The sequence below is a fragment of the Larkinella sp. C7 genome, assembly GCF_006149005.1.
Taxonomy (GTDB): domain Bacteria; phylum Bacteroidota; class Bacteroidia; order Cytophagales; family Spirosomataceae; genus Larkinella.
Window position 1 is genome coordinate 150,892 of record NZ_VBSL01000013.1, and the last position, 18,954, is coordinate 169,845.

Consider the following 18,954-nt stretch of genomic DNA (forward strand, 5'->3'; position numbering starts at 1 on the left):
CATTCGGTGGCTGCTTATGCCAACGCTTTCCCGAACCTGGGCATGTTGGGAGGTCTGATCATCGACGAAGGGCGGTCCGCCAGGTGTTCTGGGATCGGGTTAAAACACTCAGCTGATGTTTTCAACTCGTTGGTATCAGCTGCGCTAAGAGGCCGATTGAATCGCCCTGGCATACTGCCAGGGCGATTCCAGAATGGTGATTCGAATCCAGTTGATCGGCTCTAGTACAATAAATGGCCTATAACAAGGCTTAGTCAGCGACTACACAAAGGAACATGTAGCGCTAACGAACCGCTTCAAATCCTGCTCCTCCATGAAAAAAATAGTGAATACACACATCGCTCAACTAGCTCTTTTTAGTGCGCTTTTCTGGGTAACCCTAAGCTGTACCAACAAAGACCATGCTATTGGTCAACAACCGGGCAAAAGGACGCTGACTGATTTGGGTGAAATTCCGGTACAGATTGTGGGACGTCCCGAATATGCTTTAAATGAATTTCAAATGGCCGCCTACCATAACAATTTTGTCTTTGTGGCCACGTCAGATGGGTTATGGAAAAACAACCTGCTGACAAAAGAATGGTCCCGAAGCGGATTTGCGGGCCAGAAAGTCGCTTGTATCTTCAGGCATCCTACGGTTGAAAACAAGCTTTTTGCCGGCATTGTACCTGCCGAAAATACCGGTGAAAAATCCCTGTATATCTCCAATGACGGCGGAGAAACCTGGACGGCAGCTGAATCACCAGTGCACGATGATTTTAATAATCGGTATGAAACGTATGTGAGTATGGCCGTTCGCCCCGCTCATCCCGATCAGATCTATGCCAATCTGGAAGGGGGCACCATGATCGCTGTATCGACCGATGGGGGTATGACCTGGCAGCGAATGAATTACGAGAAGAATTCCAATTTGGGTTACCGGAGTACGATTGTCTTTTTACCCGATAATCCCGACCAGCTCTTCCAGGGCAGTGAAAATCCGTTCGATGATGCCTGGCTGGGCCGCTACGACATCGATGCGGCTGATCCGGTCAAGCTGACCCATTTTATCAAAGTGGTGGATCGGACGGTGTTCGGCAACAGACGACCCATAGAACTTCAGACCCACGCCTTCACCGGCAACAGCATTTATGTGGGTCAGGAAGGGGCACTGGCCAAAGTAAGCGGGACAACCACCCAATTTATCTTTAAATCGGAGGAAGACAATCCGACCTTTCCGTATGCGTATATCTATGGCATCTGGGTCGATCCCAGCGATTCCCATCATCTGCTGTTTGGCGGCAGCGTCAATGGTCCTCAAACCGCTCTAAGCTTATTTGAAACCGTTGACGAGGGAAAAACAATTCGTCAGGTAACGGCGAACCCTACCTTAGCCACCGCCCAGGTTTGTAAGATCATTGCTACCAATACGGATCCGGCCATCCTTATGTACGATCCCACCACGGAAAGGGTTAGGCTTTTTCAGTATAAATTAAACTGAAAATGTAGCCTGATGTGCCTTTACCTGGGCATATAGTCTTGTTTTTGGCGCTGGTCTGGTGCAGGCTGCCGACCTGGCCAGGCAGAGTACTTGACCCCAGGTTAATGTTTTTACTTCCTAGCAAACTATGGTCCACGCCATTTGCAGCCCCTCCGAGTGGATCACCACCCTGGATTTGCACCAGGGATTGGTGCTGCTCGGGCAATTGATCGCTCAGGCGTATGGGCAACTGGGCACCGATCAACAGGATAAGCTCCTGCCAATGGACATTCACTTCACCGACCTGCCGGTTCAATTTTTCCTTCAGTTGTTGGTGAATGGTCAATTCGATCGGCTGGGTAGCTTTTTGTTCGGATTGAGTTTTTATCGATGCGGACAACAAGCCCGACTGGATAGTCCCAACAAGCTGGTACTGAATGTCCACCAAATCGGCCAACGGTTATTGATCGGATTGCTGGGCATTGGTCTTACCCTGAGTCTGCTGCATCGGTCAGTAGATCTGCTGGCTCAGTATGCATTACTTGGTTTCACGCTGCTTTATGTTCGTAACCAGTCGGTTAGGAGCTTGCTTACCGGGATCGTGGGTTTGGCCCTGTTGGCTATTCTGTTACCCAGTTGTCTAGCCCTGCTTCATCCCGCCGGGGTTATACCTCATGGCCTTTTCGGTTGGCAGCCCTTACGAGAGTGGGTACTGCCTGCTTACCGATTGAGCGGGGTTTTGTCGATCACACTATCCTACGAGCTGCTGCTGGCGGGCCTACTCGTAGGTAAGCTAAGGCTATCACCTCCAGATCTCAGGCTGAGAGTGCGATTATCGTTGCTCCAAGTGGGGGGGGCGATGGCTTTTCTCTTAAAAGGGGTGTGGGTGGTCATAGCACTTGGCCTGGTGACACTGCCCCCGAACTTCGTGGCGTATCAGCCTGTAATCCTGGCACTGAGTGGTTTTTTGGGTCCCTTGGGGCCACTCGAATGGGTTTGTCGCAAATGGATGGACGACAAATGGGATCAATCGAATTCCATCATCAGGACAAAGCATTAGCGGATAGCCGTTTAGAGGTTACCAAGCTTAGCTGGGCGACCGAAGTGCTATCGTTTTTATCCTATAACCACGTTGAGTCAAAATTATGAAAAAGAACTATCAGTTTGTTGTCCTAATTCTTCTGGGCGTCCTCACCCTGGCGGCCTGTAATGACCACCTGTTGCCGGTCATTGGTGAAAGTAAATCGCCAACCGATACCCACAAACGCATTGCCCTGCTGGCTATGCTTGCCGATATCAACTATGATGTGGTAGCCACATCAGAAGAAGAGCTACAACAGAATACCTTGAAGATTAATGCGCTTTTGCAAACCAACGCCGACGTTCGTGCCTATCTGGGTACCGACTGGCAAGTCGTTTGGGGCCCCGCCATTGCCAATAGCCGAAAGAAATCCAGCACCAGCAAAGTCGACAGCTTCGTCACCGACAATACCATGTATGTGGCCCGAGGAACCGACCTGGCCACGGGTAAGCCCATCCATGTGGTAGCCATCGCCGGTACCAATGCGGTATCGCGAAAAGGTGCGCTACTAGAAGATTTCAATGTATTCAACCAAAAGCAATGGGGCGGGGAAACCGACTGGGGCACACCGGGTAGTGGTAAAATCACCGCAGGCAGCGCGGTGGGCTTCAACATCCTGGGCTCGATGAGAGATCCATCCACCGGAAAAACGCTGCTCCAGTTTCTGAGTACGCTGGGTGGTGCCGGTCCTAACGAGGTGGCCTTCACAGGCCATAGCCTGGGCGGAGCGCTCTGTCCCCTGATGGCTCTCCAATGCATGGAGTGGCAAGAGCAGATGGGCTATACCAACCTGCATGTGAGCGTCTACCCCATTGCCGGACCTACGCCCGGCAATAAGGAATTTGCCGAGTATGCCGCCCAGAAATTTGGCGATAACTACTACTCAGTCATCAACACCAATGACATCGTTCCCCATGCCTGGCAGAAAGATCTGTTCGCCCAAATTCCGTCGCTCTACAAAAACGCTCCGCCTTTCAACCCTGGTGGAAAAAAAGGGTTTGGGTTATCCTTCGACGATCAGGCTGCATTCGATGTAATCAAATTGCTGATCGATCTGAAAAGCTACCAGCGCATTGCACCCGAGCGGGAATTTGCGTTCAACGGCAGATCAAATGTATACCCCGATGGGTCTGGTAGCTTTTTTCAGGAGGCTAAGTATCAGCATACAATTGCGTATTACAAGGAGGCCTTCGGTTTTCCCCAATCGATAATAAATATGCTTGCCAATTAATCCAATCTGGAAACGGGGCCTCCTTCGTCAAAAGCGAACCAAATTCCCCGGATACTCAGGGCTTGAGATCAGGGGCATTTCTGCCCACTACCTTTGGCGGATTTATTGGGTTACAAAACAATGGAAATAAACTAACTCATACGTATTCGATCATGAAATCAACTTCATTTATCCTGAGCATACTCCTTAGCTTGGGAATCTATGCCAGCCAATCTGTCCTGAAGTCATTGGTGAAAGCGCCAACCCAGCTGGCTACCCAGGAATCTATAACGGATTCGATCGTTCGGGACACCGTTATCAATCGCCAAGGCGTTAAACTGTCGATGCTTTACAACAACGCCAGACATCGCGCAACGTTTGTGCTACATGGAGAAACAATTAACCTAACACAGGACACGGTAGCTTCGGGCATTATCTACCGGAACGCTGAGTACAAGTACACGGAGCATCAGGGGAACATAACACTTAAAAAAGGCGACAAAATCCTCTTCAGTTATCCGTAAAGCTCATTACCCGATCAGTTGGTCGCATCGTTAACAGATGTACCATGTATTCTACTGCTCAATTTTACGTATTGCTAAATTGGTTTCGGTAGGTGCTATCGGCATCCTATCGTTCCTGATGGTGCAGGGCAACATCACCGCTAATTATACGAATTATCGATTGAAATTTAGTACTGAACGAAGGATTTAAAACCGGTTGGTACAACGGACTTTTACTCCAATTTTATTCAGTTGGGGCTTTGTAAAAAACCTTATCAATTGAATAAAAATGGCCTTTGTAAGCGGAAGTTTGATTCCACCATCCAAAGTGGAATTTAACCAACGACGACGTTTAATATGAAGAAAAACCCGTTTATCACGGATGGGGAAGTCTTGAATGGTAATTTCAGGTAAGAAACATTTCGATAAAAGAAATTCTTTAGCGGGATCGGACTCCGGTTAGTTCTTCTCTTCCAGATCAACATGAAGCAGATCCGAAGACTGCTCGACACGGGTCGACTCATAATACGCGACAATAAAATCAGGTAACAGGTATTCGACTAAAGGCAGGAAACTCTCCAAGACGGTCAGGTTTGATTAAAAACACAAACCTGAAAAAATCCTACGCCCTCCACAACTTTTGCTCTTGATGCCAACTTTCCCGACTGATCCCCCTTTACTCTGAATCCGGAGCTGGCCAGAAACAAAAAGAGGTTACGACTTTCGTCATAACCTCTTAATTTTGAAGAGCCCCCAGTCGGGATCGAACCAACGACCTACTGATTACAAGTCAGTTGCTCATAACTTACTGATGCTTCTTAGTAGTTCCTGTTTACGAAGTAATATTACTAAAAATCAGTAGCTTAACCGAAATGAATTACTAACGTTTACTTGTTTTACTCTGAATATTTACTAATTTCGTGTATCAAACTGTGTAGCAAGGTTTGATACGCCCAATGAAAATAGCAGCTCCAACAATTGCAGTCATTCTGGATACTCGGCGGATTAAGGCCGATAACACCTATCCGCTAAAACTTCGACTAACTTATCAGCGCGACCGCAAGTATTACAGTATCGGTATAGACCTAACCCCTGCATTGTGGGCCGATGTTGAAGATAAAACGAAAACGCGCCGGGAGCTTCGGGAAATAAGGAACCGTATCAATGATTTTGAAGGGCGGGCGGCCCAGGTTATGAAAGGAATGGAGTCTTTCTCCTTTTTAGCTTTTGAAGAAATGTACTTCCGGAGTGAAAAGGCCGACTCCCGAGAGATTGCCCTACGCAATGACCTGGCGTATACCTTTGAGAAAATAATTCAGCAGATGCAGGAAGAAGGCAGGGTAGGAACTGCAATCTCATACGGCAATGCGCTTGCCTCACTGACAGCATACCGAAAGAATTCTAAGATTACAGACGTCACCCCTGACTACCTGAAAGGCTACGAAAAAAAGATGATCCTGGCCGGCAGGTCTGCTACCACGGTGGGGATGTACCTTCGGGCGCTTCGAGCCGTTATCAACCAAGCAATTCTTGATGGTGTCCTAACTCAGAAAGATTACCCGTTTGGCAAAAACCGTTATGTTATCCCCAGTGGGGTAAATATAAAGAAGTCATTAACACTGGCTGAGGTTGAGCGGATCTACCATTATTCCGCAATTCCCGGCAGTCAGGAAGAGAAAGCAAAAGATCTGTGGTTGTTCTCCTACCTCTGCAATGGAGTAAATATAAAAGACGTCTGCTTGCTGAAGTGGAAAAATATCGACGGCGATAAGATCAAGTTCATTCGCGCAAAAACAGCCCGTACAACAAAGTCAAAACTTCGGCCGATAATTGCCGTACTTACAGATACGACAAACGAGATAATTACCAGGTGGTGCAACCAAGACCGTAGCCCTGAAGCTTATGTTTTCCCTTTCATACCCCAATCAGCTACACCTCAGCGCGAACTCGAATTGATTCACTACCTGATCAAGCTTGTCAATAAGTATATGAAACGGATAGCTGAAAAATTAAAGATCGATAAAGACGTTACTACCTACTTCGCCCGCCACAGCTTCGCCACAGTATTAAAACGCTCTGGTGCGCCGATTGAATTTATTTCTGAAAGTCTGGGGCATACAGATTTAAGAACGACTGAGAACTACCTCGACAGCTTCGAGGATGATGTGAAACGGGAATATGCAAAAGCATTGTTAAATTTTTCTAAAAATTCGGTGAAATAAATATGCATGCCATTAACAGTTACTGCCCAATCTTGGACTATATCGACGAACGTGCACAAACATGGTCTGAAAAAATATGTAAGTTTGAGTATGGACTTAGAATAAGTGAAAACTCAGTTGAACTTCCTGAAATGTGGCTTTACGATTTTGAACATTGTTTTTTTAAATTAGGGAATAATTATTACGATGATTTTCTAAATCTAATTGATGATCCGATATTCAATGACCCATCTATTTTAGTTAGGGAAATTGAAAATTTATTATTTTCTATCCAATCTGAACGTCAGGATGAAATTTATAAGAAAAAATTGAATAGAGTTAATTTTTGCCTTAATATACTTTATGACTCTTTGGAATACACAATCAAGATCGGCAGACTGCATATAAAAACTATAGAACTTGAAAGTGTATGCCCGACAGATGAACAACTCAGAATTAAAGTAGAAAAAGGAGCCGAAATGCTGACTCAGATAAACCCGACAATGATTGTAAATGAGGAATGGATTAATTCTAGAATTATTTTTTATAAGACATTTTATAAAAATTGCAGATTTGCATTAAAATATTTAGAAAAGGATGGAATTAAATTTGCAAGGGTACTATATTCCTTAAAAAGAATAAATTTTACAAACTATTTAGGCTCAAATTCTCAAGATGAAGATAAGGATGAGAAAATTGAGGATGTCAATGCAGCGGACAATACGATAAATAATGAATTAATACTTTCGGAACCTCTGACACAAAAAAAGGCTCCCTTACAACGCGATAGCACCAAACGTAAATATGCTCGAATCAAAAAAATTTACGAAAGCGCATATGAAAAACTGGAAAAAGATGTTCAGAGGGCAATTGCATTTACTGTGAAGGAAACAGGCGAATCAATGTCTACAGTCGAGCGGGCGGTTGGGTTTAAAAAATAACTCCAAGCCAAATTGGATTTGGACTTGGGCCAAAATGGAATTGGACCTCTAAATCCTTACTTTTTCGGTAATTATTCGTATTTATTTGCACTGTTCTTTTACATTTTAACAAAGACAGCGCATGGTTACCGAAGACATTTCACTAAAAAACTTTCTGGCATCATTCATAACGCCGATTGTACAAAGTGCTGTTCGAGAAGAATTAAGGCACTTACCCCGCACAGACAGCCCTCCTCATCCACAAAACCGCATAGGTGGAATCGAACTGGCCAAGGAAATTACCGGTAAAGCTGAAAGCACTATCTATAATTTAGTCAGTGCTGGCAAAATACCCCACAGCAAACAATCCGGTAAACTCTACTTTTCCGAATCGGAATTAGTGAACTGGATTCGGCAAGGGAAACGCAAAAACGCTGATGAGGTAAATGCTGAAGTAGACAGCTTTTTGGGTCGTAGAGGAGGGCGTAAACAGGTAGCATGAGCCCTGAATTAACACTCTCCCAAGCTGAAGTATTTCATCTACATAAGAGACTTTCCGAAATAAAAACTGAAACAGGCAATCCTTCGATTTTGGATGACGTTTTTGAAAAATTGGAAACTTTTGTAAAATCATATATACCGGCACCAACTTCCGATTCTGCTATAATCTTCAGTTCAATTCCTGTTTACCAAAACGAAAGTGATGAAATTCCGGAAAAGGGTATTCCAGGAGTCCATATATTATCAATAGCCAGGCGGTTTCCAAAATGGGTTGATCATTTTATAACCTGGGGACTGGATACCGCCGGTTTGCCTTCAGGATTTGTAGCGTTACCATTTCAATATTCTGGAGATGTTGATGGGGCTTTAAGGGATGGAAACTCCTATTCCGCAATCCGGCAGGAATCTCTATTCGTCCTAATCATACGAACGAGTGGTATTCGGGATGCAGAACATTTTAGAACTGCCTACGACCAGATTTGTGAGTACTACCGTCAACGCTACAAACTTGTTCCGGCTCTCGATGCTTCGGATATCAATACCCGGCTCCGTGTAGGACATGATCCTTCGATCAAGCAAGATTTTACCCGTCCAATAATCCCATTTGAGGATCTGAAATTTCCACTTGATTCAGTGATTCAGCCGAACGAAATGAGTAATGACATCCTGATTCTCAAGGTCAATGCGTTGATTCAGGAAGGTAAAAGCCAACGGAAAATTGGACAGGAGCTCGGTATTCCACAGCCCAGAATTTCGCGGCTGATTGCAAAAAGCAAAGAGTGAATCGGGTTCGCGTATAATACCACACGTTAGTTAAAAACTAATCAGAAAACATGTTTTCTACACGATCTGTACAATCGGCCAAACCGCCGGTTCCAGTCTTTCTATTTGATGTTGCCAGGGAAATTCGAACACATGGTAAAATCTGGATGATTGACAAATTCGATTTTGGAACGGTCTTCAGAATAACTGTAAATGGGGTATGCTGTCGTGTCGTCGTCCTATACCCTTTTGATATGGGCCGGGAAATTACCATTCCAGCGGAAAATGGTAGCGAGTTACACGTAGTGCAGAATCTGGAGGAGCTTACAACCTGGCTTACTAACCTAAAGCAGGGTATATAATCGATCTCCCATTCTTTAAAATCGTTTCATTTCACATCATTGCTATGAACATAAACAACCTAACAGCCGAGCAATGGTGGCTGATGCAGTCCGCTCAAATTATGGGACGAGATACCCCAAAAAAGAAAGGAGGTTTGCATGAGTGAGTTCGGCAACACCCAACAAACCACCTCCGAAATCATTGAAAATCAGGAGCAATTTACAAATTTGGCGCAATCAAAGCAAGACAGGATTGGTGATTTTAACGATCATATAGACGGCCTTACCGACTTACTGCCAGATATAGTTAATGTAGAACCAGTATCAGCTTTTAATATCCCCGATGGACGGCAAAAAAATTGGGAAGACCTACTCAACCATGCCGAAATACGGCCCGGCGATTTCATCGAAAGGCCTCCTATTTGCATCTCTCATGAGATAACCAAATTGGGCGGGAAACTGCTACGATCCGTTATCGGCACCATCGGCAATTTTCTGGTGATCACCGGTAAGGCAAAGTCCCGAAAGACTTTTGTGGTCAGTGTTTTTGTTGCGGCTCTACTGTGCGATAAATTAATCCTAAAGTGTATTCGCGGCTACCTGCCTGATGACAAAAGGGTTGTCCTGTATTTTGATACCGAGCAGGGCAAATGGCATGTACAGCGGGTTCTTAAAAGGATCTGTCAGTTGTGCGGTGACGATGATCCGGCGAACCTTAAAATGTACTCACTTCGCTCGTATGCCACCTACGACCGTCTGGAGGTGATTCGATGGGCCATCAAAAATACTCCCAACCTCGGCATTGTGGTTATTGATGGGGTTCGGGATACCGTTTTCGATATTAACGATGCCGAGGAGGCTACCAACCGCGCCACCGACCTACTCCAGTGGACCGACGAAAGACAAATCCACCTCATCACAGTTCTGCACGAAAATAAAAACGACCGCAACGCCCGGGGCCACCTCGGCACCGAGCTTGGCAACAAGTGCGAAACACTGCTTTCGGTACAGCGCGACCAGAAGGATAAGGAGGTTTCAATCATTACGCCGGAAATGTGCCGGGATCGCGAATTTCCAGTGATCCAGTTTTCCATTGACGAGGAAGGCAATCCGTTTTTGATCGACGATACCAATATCGGCAACTTCCCGGGGTTGTCTAATGAAGGCAAAGGCAAAAAGACAAAAACAACGCCTACCATTCTGGATCGTGAGACGCACGAACTGATTCTTAAAAGGATTTTTGCCGATACACCCCGAATGGGGTACAAAAACCTCTTAAGCCAGGCGCAGGTTGTTCCTCTCTATTTCGGAGTCGAACTATCCAAGGATCGGGCGGTGAACTTCATCACCTGGTGGAGAAATGAAGGGTACATCAAGACATTCAAACCAGAGGGTGAAAAATATCCCGTCAACGAAATTCAGAACGGTCGGTTTGAAAGTCAATCGTTCTGAATCAATCGTTCTGAAGCCCTATATATATAGGGGCTTCTAGAACGATCAGAACGATGCGAACGATTGATCATTCTACTGTTCTAACTAATCGTTCCAGAACGATCAGAACGATTAAAATAGCAAGCCAATGACGACCACAGATTACAGATACGGCTTACACTCCAAATACGGCAAAGGCTACTGCCCCTCCTGCGGGCGTAAGTCCTACGTACCCTACATTGATAAGCGCACCAATGAACTAGCGCCGGAAGAGTTCGGCCGCTGCGATCACCAGACAAGCTGCGGTCACATCCTTTCACCATACACCAAAGGCCAAGGCAGACAAAGCTACGCCGATGAGGTTTACGATCAGGAGCGCCAGCAGTGGCAGCAAGACAACCGCTATCCCATTGATGGACCAAACCGTCAGCGATCAACCGGACCCCGCACGCCGGTTGCTCCACCCGAGCCGCGACCAGTGATTTTGCAGACCATGCCGCAGGATGTGTTTACGCGATCGTTGTCCGGTTATGAGTCGAACAACTTTGCCAAGCTCCTGATGTCGCACTTTGGCTCGGAGGTAGCAACCTCCCTGATTGACCGGTTTAAACTGGGCACTTACAAAGCAGACTACGAACTCGCTTACTGGACCGATAAACGATATATAACGCAATCGTTCGGTAAGGGCGGCGCCATCTTTTGGATGCTCGATGCCAATGGCCAGGTATACGGAGGGCAGGGGGTATTGTTTGATGAGAACGGAGCCACAGTAAAGTTCAAAACGCCAACCGGCGATAGTGATCGCTGCAACCGGCCCATTTCCTACCTGGCCAAACGGTATCTAAAAGATCGGAAAATGCCAATTCCGGACTGGTTGACCCGGTACGAAACGACGGAAAACAAGTTCCCCTATCCGTTCGGGTTGCAGCAACTCGCCACCGCGCCCAAAGGCCAATCTATCGCAATAACGGAGAGTCCCAAAACGGCGATGCTGGCGGCTGGCTACTTTCCGCAACTCTGCTGGATGGCGATATGGTCGCTCAGCTATCTCAACAAAGACCGTTTAGAACCACTCCGACATCGCACCATTGCTCTATTCCCGGATTGCAGCAAGGACGGCAAAGCTTTCGACGTTTGGAAGCAGAAGGCTGATGAACTGAATGCTAATGGATTCCGAATAGTAGTCTCAGATTATCTCGAGAAAAATACCTCCGACGAGCAGAAAGCAAAGGGCTATGATTTGGCTGACTTCATTTTAGGTGAGTGGAAAGGATACCCACCTTCGTGGGACCGGAAACCTGGACAAATACCAAACTGTCGACTCATTCCCAGTCTCAACCGGTTTTACTACGCCAAAATCACCGGCATTTCGCCAGATCGGGTTTATTCGCTGGCCCCAATTTGTGAATTAAACAATTAACATTTTATAACTCCAACAATCATGCGAACAGATGCAATCGTACATGTCTTTTTGAAAATCGAAGTAGGTGATCACCAGCGGGGTTGGTTAGACTTCAAACTCCATTATTATCCAGCCTACGTAGTCGGCCAGGAATTGCTCGTGGCGTCTGATGTGGCTGGCGGAATAACGCTTTTGGAGACCTTTCGAATTAAAGAGATCACGCATAGTGCCGGTCCTATCGATCACCGAGACAGCACCTGTACCCCTTCAGTTAATCTGTTGGTCGACGTAATTGACCGGAAAGAGGTCGATGATCATTATAGCCGGGAACAGACAGAGGCTTTCATGCTGAGTGCCGATGAAAAGGAGCAGCTTTTCGAGCTTGAAACCTTCGTATAAGGAAGATACAATTTAAATGGTGGGTAGTAATGAAAGGGTGCTGGATATTCTGGCACCTTTTCTTCTCATTGCATTCGGCTGCGCCCAACAAATGTTAACCTTGTTCAAATCCCAACAGAAAAGTCAGGAGTAAAGTATGTGGTCGTGACTTTCCAATCGAACGTTAAATCAAAACGCCCGACAGCCGAAGTCCTAAACATCCATTTCCATTCCGGTTCCTACATACACCCAATTGGAGTAAGCCGGATTAGACAAATAAAAATCAAAACATAGGCCGGTACAACAGGTTATATCCAAATAGGATTGATAGCCAGACCAACCATGAATATATTTTCTCTATTGACCATTTTAAGTTTTTGCCTAAACGGTTCAGGAAGCGAAGTTCAACGTAAAGATGCTCCTATTTCAGCACCTTCCAAATCCGTCACGGTTGCCCAGGGTGAAGTCGGTCGTTGGGCAGGAAACTGTCTTCGGTGTAGCTTTGAGAAACGCGTTTGGCCCGCTGTCATGGGCACTTGCTATTATCCGGTAGACATGGACATGAAGTCCGGTAGTTATACCATCTCCCGGCGAACTACTGGAGGGAAATTAGAAACGGCACAGATCATTGTCACAGAAACGCCTTGCCGACAGGAGGATCTCAAAAACTTTCCCAAAAAAGAATTTGTCGATGTATCGGCAGTGAACCAGGCCCGGGCGGCCAAAGAAGCCGCGGTGATTGGTCCCCTGATTGGATATAAACCGTCGGTGCGGCCTGCGGTTTTTGATCTGCCAGTTGGGAAGCCCGTTAAGAATTTACCGAAAGGCGAAGGCAATTTTGGCGCTTGTAGGACCTTAGATGGGCAGCCCCGGGACCGGCACACCGGACAGGATTATCCAGTAAGTGTGGGGGAGCCAGTATTGAGTGTTGGCAATGGTCGGGTCGTACTGGCAGCTTCACATTTTTACAGCGGCAATGCCGTCTACATCGATCATGGAAATGGCTTGATTAGCGAATACTTTCATTTGAAGGGCTTTTCAGTCAAGGCTGACCAAACGGTGACCAAAGGGCAGAGAATCGGTGTGGTGGGAGAAACGGGCCGGGTAACAGGGCCTCACCTGCACTTGGGAGTGCGGTGGCACGGCGCCTGTATCAACCCGGGCTTTTTACTGGTTGATCCTTCTGATTTGCCAGAGGTGAAGTAAATTTCAAATAATGGGTTGACAGAAAGGTCAAACTCAAAACGGTTGATTTAAAAGTGAATCATCTTTAAAATGTCAATGGCAAATCTTACAAGCCCGGTATCCCATCCATTTGGCATCTGACAAGGAAATTCGACTAATTTTGTGACTGCACCGTTTCAATCCCCGACATTCGTACGAATGGTAAGCGTAGGCACTTCGACTCTCACAGATCGATACTTTGGACTCTACATGGTAGGAAAGTGTAGTGGCCGAAATCAGCAAGATTGAGAGAAGCTGCTTCATGGTTCAAATTTCCAGTTGTTGTGAACGACGGGCTAATTTGATCAACTTTATTTACTTTGGCAACTTATGCAGATCACTAGTATAAAGCGCGTTATGAATGTACTACTTTCTTTGATGGTGGGATATTTTTCTGCTTTAATCGACTGCCGGGCCCAGGAACAGTTTTTGGGGAAGACCCTCAAAGAGGTCCAGATCCAGTTGAGTAAGGGCCAAATCCGGTATGAGGAACATATGTCTCCAACGGGGGATGCGACTACCCTTTCCTATAGCCCATCCGAACCTAATCGTAAGCGATTTGATCTGTACACAGCCCATTTTTTGAGGTTTCGCCAAGACAACAAAAACGTCTGTGATCTCATCATGAGTTATCCAATATTGCAGCAAAACTGGTTGGCCGATACGCTGAAAAACAGGCTAATTCTATCCGGATTCAAAAAGGTCGACGATTCAATATTCTGGAATGAAACCCGGAATTGTTTAGCCCAACTGGAATACGTAAATGATTTGAACCCGTATACGCAGCAGCCGACGAAAGTCAAAATGCTCCGCGTTACGTTTACGCCAGGTTCAAACAAGCCGAGTAGGCAAACCCAGAATGACAATTGATTGAAAACCTTGCTATGAATTACTCATCATCAATGTCATCTGCTGGTGACAAAGGAGTAGCCGAAAATATCGCGGATGGTAAAGTCACCGTTCCTTCTGCCCTCTGGAAGGTGATCGTCATCTTACCGGTAGGAAGTGATGACCTCAACCGGATCAGCGCCCAGACGCGGGTTATTGCCGTGTTTATACCGAATACCAACGCATTCGGCGAAAAGCCCTGGAGCAGCTACCGGGTCAGCGTTGATGAGATCGAGAGCCGGACCGGATATGATTTATTGGCTAATGTTCCGGATGCCGTCGAGTTAGTGATCGATTTAAATGAAAAGTAGGAATACAATTAATTTTGTTATACATAAATATAGAATAATTATAAATTACTTCACAATACTATTTTTAATGCTAAAAATTACTCTACCACTATTGTATATCAGTATATTGTCATTTAGCTTTGAATTTCAAAGTACTTCCAAATGAAAGGTCATCAGGATTACATTCGAGATATAGTTGAAATACGCTCAATGATGGAGCGCACCTCTAAATTCCTGTCTCTTTCCGGATGGGCTGGTATTATGGGAGGCCTCTATGCAATTGTAGGAGCTTACATTGCCTATGAAGTGTTTGATTTCAATCCTGATGTAATAGAATATAGTTACCCAAAATCTGAGAGCTTTTCTTCCAATTTGCTGAAGGTATTTTTTTTAGCCCTTATTGTCCTGATACTGACTATAAGTACAGCTATTTTTCTCTCCTACAAGAAAGCTATTAAAAGGGGTGAAAAGCTTTGGAACACTACCGCTAAGGGACTATTAATTAATATGACTGTTCCACTTATTGCGGGGGTGCTTCTGATCCTCATTTTGATCTCAAAAGGATTGATCGGGTTTATTGCTCCATTAACTTTATTATTTTATGGATTGGCACTCTTTAACGCTAGTAACTTTACCTATGAAGAAGTGAAAAGTATTGGACTTATTGAGATTGGGTTGGGATTGATTAGCATCTACTTTGTTGAATATGGGTTATTATGCTGGGCCGTAGGATTTGGCGTAGTCCACATTATATATGGCATTTATTTGCATTACCGGTACGAAAGGTGAAAATATCAATTGATGGTTTACATAAAGCATTTGAAAGCAGAATCAGGCTGGGCATCATGTCTGCACTGGCTGTTAACGCTAAGCTTGATTTCAATTCGCTGAAAGACTACCTCGATGTGACCGATGGGAATCTGGCGAGCCATTTAACGGGACTAGAAAAAGAAGAATTTATTGGCGTTGAAAAGTCGTTCGTAGGCAGAAAACCAAATACTAAATACTTCATGACAAAAGAAGGTAGAAAAGCGTTCGATGATCATCTTAAAGTACTGGAAAAGCTAATAAAGGGGGTTATTGAATAAGGTATTATGTATTGAAATAAAAGATTTGAAGTTTGCAATTAATAAAGTGTACACGAACATCTATTTTCATTTATTAATCATGTATGGTACAAACCTGCTAAAAACCAATTTATTATAAGCCTCTTTTTTTTAGTGCTAGCTTTGAATTTCAAAGTTCTTTTAAATAAATTTTGAAGGACATAAAACCATATAAATGATAGAAAAAATAGGAACCGGTAGTGAGTGTTTTGAAAGATTTGCAGTCAGTACCCAAATACTGAACAAATACGTCGGCATTTATTCAATTACTTGAGATCCTATAAAATCTATGATCACCAGAGACGGCACGACGCTAAACGTGCAGCCACTCGGCCAATCCGCTGTACCGCTCGAAACTACGGCGCAGAATAAGTTTAGGATCGAAAGTGAGTGGATTGTTTTTGTAATCAATGCTACATAAAACCAGATAATTGTCGTATGAAACAGCCAGTGACGGGTTTAAATGTAAGAAAAATAACATTAATAAAAATAGGCAACTAAGGTATGGAATTGCAAATAAGTAATATCTCCAAAACTTATCCCAACGGCGTTCAAGCGCTGAAGAACGTGACCCTTACTATCCCCAACGGCATGTATGGCCTTCTTGGACCGAACGGTGCCGGTAAGTCTACACTTATGCGAATCCTGGCCACCTTACAAGAGCCAGACGCTGGAAGGATCAGTTTGGGGAACATCGATGTGGTGAATCAGAAGGACGAAGTGCGCAAGACCTTGGGCTATCTCCCCCAGGAGTTTGGCGTCTACCCGAAGGTAAGCGCCGAAAGTCTGTTGGATCATTTTGCCATTCTGAAAGGCATCACAACCCGCAGGTCCCGACAGGAGGTCGTCGAGGCACTCCTGCGGCAAACCAATCTCTGGGAGGTTCGCAAACAGAAACTCGGTGGCTATTCGGGGGGGATGCGCCAACGCTTCGGTGTCGCCGTAGCGCTGCTGGGCAATCCGAAGTTGATGATCGTGGACGAACCGACCGCCGGTCTGGATCCGGCCGAACGCGTACGCTTTCTGAATTTATTGAGTGAACTGGGCGAAAACAGCGTGGTGCTTCTCTCCACGCACATTGTGGAAGACGTGAGTGAGTTGTGCACCCGCATGGCCATCATCAACAGGGGCGAAATCGTACACGAGGCCGAACCGCTGAAGGCCATAGAAGGACTCAAAGGGAAGATCTGGCGGAAAATTGTCGAAAAAAGTCTCTTGCCGCAGGTGGAGCTGGAGCATAAAATCATTTCCACCAAACTCCTGGGCGGACGCACGGTCGTCCACGTGTACAGCGGGGAAGAGCTGACTGGTTTTGAGTCGGTGCCGCCTGATCTGGAAGATGTTTACTTCAGCGCCATGGCGGGTCATTACCCGCAACGAACTGGCCACCAACCGAAATAAGACTATCCATAATCATGAAGTTCCGGGAAATCTTTCGCTTTGAGTTCGCCTACCAGGTCCGCCGACCCTATTTCTGGCTCTTCTTTATTGTTCTGGTCTATTTGAATTTCCTGATGACCAGAGACCGGGCCGTCTCCGAGGCTCTTTTCGAGGAATTTTTTATCAACTCACCATTTCTCATCGCAAATACCGCGGTATTTGGCGGCCTGATCTGGCTGATGATGGCCGCGGCCGTAGCCGGCGATGCGGCCGCACGGGATGCCGGGAGCCGAATGTATCCACTGATCTATACCACTTCCATCACCAGGGCCCAATATCTCGGCGGGCGTTTTTTGGCGGCATTCGTTCTCAATTCCCTGCTCCTGCTGGCCGTACAGGCGGGGATCCTGCTGGGCATCTACTTGCCGGGCGTGGATCCTGAGTTGATTGGCCCCTTCCGACCGGCTGCTTTTCTGACCGCTTACGCCTTTCTATCATTGCCGAACGCGTTCGTGGCGACGGCATTTCAATTCGGGCTTGCCATCCAAAGCGGAAGGGCCATGGTCAGTTACTTCGGCAGTTTCATTCTCTTCTTCATGGGCTTTTTCGTGGCGTCTTTCCTACTTTATAAGCAGGGTCTTGGGGCACTATTGGACCCGATTGGAATTCGGTTCATCGTCGAAGACATTGCGCATTTGTGGACAACCGTTGAAAAGAAGGAGCGACTGCTTAACCTGGAGGGTATTGTCCTGACGAACCGTCTCCTGTGGCTTGGCGTTGGTCTGGTCACGGTCGCCGTTACCTATCTGGGTTTTCAATTCACTCATCGTTTGGGGAGCACGTCGCGGTGGACACGCCTGAGCCTTCCTTTCCGTAGCCTTAAGGCGGTCGGAAAGAATAGGAATACTATGTATTTGCCGGGGATCAGGGCCAGCACGTCAATCTGGGTTCCGAACAGCCCACGGACATTCGGCCTCGGCATGCACACCCGTCAGACGCTCACCCTGGCGTGGACGTCGTTCCAAACGATCGCGACGAGCTGGGCCGGACTTGCCCTGCTGACGGTTATCCCACTTCTGACCATTCCGGTGGTGGTCGATCAAATGGAATCCAACGGCGTTCCCCTGGTTCCCACGACCACGCGGGTCATCAGCGAGTTGACGGCTCCGCTGTCTGCCGAACTGAGCCGTTGGGTGATCATCCCGGCGCTCCTCATTTTCTTTGCCGGTGAACTGATCTGGCGGGAACGGGAAGCCGGGCTCGGCGAGATCACCGACGCAATGCCGGGGTCTGAATGGGCACCGTTCCTGGGCAAATTCCTGGGGCTCGGACTTCTGCTCGTCGCCTTCACCACGCTGCAGATGTCCGCGGGCCTGTTCGCTCAAGCGATACTGGGTTACAATACGTTTGACGTAGCGTTATACCTGAAAATTCTCTTCGGACTTCAGCTTCCCGAATACCTCCTTTTCGCGCTGCTCATCCTGGTGATCCATGTGCTGGTGAACCAGAAGTACGTCGGTCACCTGGTGGCGACGATCACTTACGTTTTCATCACCCTCTCCTCCCTCTTTGGAGTCGATCATGATTTATTCGTCTACGGAGCTGGTCCGGGGTGGTCATATACGGAGATGCGCGGCTTCGGCCCTTCGATGGGTCCCTGGCTCTGGTTCAAGCTCTACTGGGCGGCCTGGGCGGGGCTTCTGGCCGTCGTGGCGAGACTCCTCTGGGTACGCGGCAGGGAGGAGGCTCTCCGGTTTCGGCTCAAGGTGGCGAGGCGCCGTTTCGTCGGTTCAACGCCCTGGATGGCCGGAACGGCGGTGGTGCTCATCGTCGCACTCGGCGGATTCATTTTCTACAACACCAATGTCCTGAACCAG

At 46.6% G+C, this 18,954-nt stretch carries 19 protein-coding genes; 18 read left to right on the forward strand and 1 reads right to left on the reverse strand.

Annotated features, from left to right (window positions below):
* Positions 1-313: 313 nt before the first annotated feature.
* The 4 genes from FH871_RS25130 to FH871_RS25145 all read left to right on the forward strand — a co-directional run bounded on the left by FH871_RS25130 (position 314) and on the right by FH871_RS25145 (position 4,274).
* A complete protein-coding gene (locus FH871_RS25130) occupies positions 314-1,480 on the forward strand; it encodes a hypothetical protein (protein WP_138994175.1) in 1,167 nt (388 codons plus the stop codon).
* 127 nt (positions 1,481-1,607) lie between these two features.
* Positions 1,608-2,519 carry a hypothetical protein gene (locus tag FH871_RS25135; RefSeq protein ID WP_138994176.1) on the forward strand — a complete coding sequence of 304 codons (912 nt, stop codon included), beginning with the start codon at positions 1,608-1,610 and terminating at the stop codon, positions 2,517-2,519.
* An 85-nt stretch (positions 2,520-2,604) separates the two neighbouring features.
* On the forward strand, positions 2,605-3,771 hold the full coding sequence (locus FH871_RS25140) for a lipase family protein (RefSeq protein ID WP_138994177.1): 1,167 nt from the start codon (positions 2,605-2,607) through the stop codon (positions 3,769-3,771).
* A 152-nt stretch (positions 3,772-3,923) separates the two neighbouring features.
* The gene (locus FH871_RS25145) at positions 3,924-4,274 is read left to right on the forward strand and encodes an MliC family protein (RefSeq protein WP_138994178.1); all 351 of its coding nucleotides are present in this window, start codon (positions 3,924-3,926) and stop codon (positions 4,272-4,274) included.
* A gap of 438 nt (positions 4,275-4,712) precedes the next feature.
* On the opposite strand, the gene FH871_RS34015 is transcribed toward FH871_RS25145, so the two are convergent.
* Positions 4,713-4,835: a hypothetical protein gene (locus FH871_RS34015; protein WP_255516967.1), complete on the reverse strand. Its 123-nt coding sequence runs from the start codon at positions 4,833-4,835 to the stop codon at positions 4,713-4,715.
* A 374-nt stretch (positions 4,836-5,209) separates the two neighbouring features.
* Here FH871_RS34015 and FH871_RS25155 point away from each other — a divergent pair, with 374 nt between their 5' ends.
* The 14 genes from FH871_RS25155 to FH871_RS25220 form a co-directional block, all read left to right on the forward strand.
* Positions 5,210-6,475 (forward strand): site-specific integrase, encoded by a 1,266-nt coding sequence (locus FH871_RS25155; protein WP_138994179.1) that lies wholly within the window; start codon positions 5,210-5,212, stop codon positions 6,473-6,475.
* A 32-nt stretch (positions 6,476-6,507) separates the two neighbouring features.
* The gene (locus tag FH871_RS25160; protein WP_138994180.1) at positions 6,508-7,395 is read left to right on the forward strand and encodes a hypothetical protein; all 888 of its coding nucleotides are present in this window, start codon (positions 6,508-6,510) and stop codon (positions 7,393-7,395) included.
* A 121-nt stretch (positions 7,396-7,516) separates the two neighbouring features.
* Positions 7,517-7,876 carry a helix-turn-helix domain-containing protein gene (locus FH871_RS25165; RefSeq protein WP_138994181.1) on the forward strand — a complete coding sequence of 120 codons (360 nt, stop codon included), beginning with the start codon at positions 7,517-7,519 and terminating at the stop codon, positions 7,874-7,876.
* Positions 7,873-8,658, forward strand: coding sequence for a hypothetical protein (locus tag FH871_RS25170; RefSeq protein WP_138994182.1), 786 nt, complete (start codon positions 7,873-7,875; stop codon positions 8,656-8,658). The genes FH871_RS25165 and FH871_RS25170 overlap by 4 nt, the downstream gene beginning before the upstream one ends.
* Positions 8,659-9,137: 479 nt before the next feature.
* Positions 9,138-10,430, forward strand: coding sequence for an AAA family ATPase (locus FH871_RS25175; RefSeq protein WP_138994183.1), 1,293 nt, complete (start codon positions 9,138-9,140; stop codon positions 10,428-10,430).
* 127 nt (positions 10,431-10,557) lie between these two features.
* Positions 10,558-11,829: a DUF6371 domain-containing protein gene (locus FH871_RS25180; RefSeq protein ID WP_138994184.1), complete on the forward strand. Its 1,272-nt coding sequence runs from the start codon at positions 10,558-10,560 to the stop codon at positions 11,827-11,829.
* 21 nt (positions 11,830-11,850) lie between these two features.
* Positions 11,851-12,210, forward strand: a complete 360-nt coding sequence (locus FH871_RS25185; protein WP_138994185.1) for a hypothetical protein — start codon at positions 11,851-11,853, stop codon at positions 12,208-12,210.
* Positions 12,211-12,531: 321 nt separating this feature from the next.
* Positions 12,532-13,395 (forward strand): M23 family metallopeptidase, encoded by an 864-nt coding sequence (locus FH871_RS25190; RefSeq protein ID WP_138994186.1) that lies wholly within the window; start codon positions 12,532-12,534, stop codon positions 13,393-13,395.
* A 375-nt stretch (positions 13,396-13,770) separates the two neighbouring features.
* Entirely contained in the window at positions 13,771-14,283 is a 513-nt protein-coding gene (locus FH871_RS25195) for a hypothetical protein (protein WP_138994187.1), read from the forward strand.
* Positions 14,280-14,612 (forward strand): DNA/RNA non-specific endonuclease, encoded by a 333-nt coding sequence (locus tag FH871_RS25200; RefSeq protein WP_225309362.1) that lies wholly within the window; start codon positions 14,280-14,282, stop codon positions 14,610-14,612. The genes FH871_RS25195 and FH871_RS25200 overlap by 4 nt, the downstream gene beginning before the upstream one ends.
* A 141-nt stretch (positions 14,613-14,753) precedes the next feature.
* On the forward strand, positions 14,754-15,380 hold the full coding sequence (locus FH871_RS25205) for a hypothetical protein (protein ID WP_138994188.1): 627 nt from the start codon (positions 14,754-14,756) through the stop codon (positions 15,378-15,380).
* Complete coding sequence (locus FH871_RS25210) at positions 15,377-15,679, forward strand: transcriptional regulator (RefSeq protein WP_255471895.1); 303 nt, start codon at positions 15,377-15,379, stop codon at positions 15,677-15,679. Before FH871_RS25205 ends, FH871_RS25210 begins: the two co-directional genes overlap by 4 nt.
* 522 nt (positions 15,680-16,201) lie before the next feature.
* A complete protein-coding gene (locus tag FH871_RS25215) occupies positions 16,202-17,098 on the forward strand; it encodes an ABC transporter ATP-binding protein (protein WP_138994189.1) in 897 nt (298 codons plus the stop codon).
* A 14-nt stretch (positions 17,099-17,112) separates the two neighbouring features.
* Positions 17,113-18,954: ABC transporter permease (locus tag FH871_RS25220; protein WP_369008807.1), on the forward strand; the 1,842-nt coding region annotated here is incomplete at its 3' end.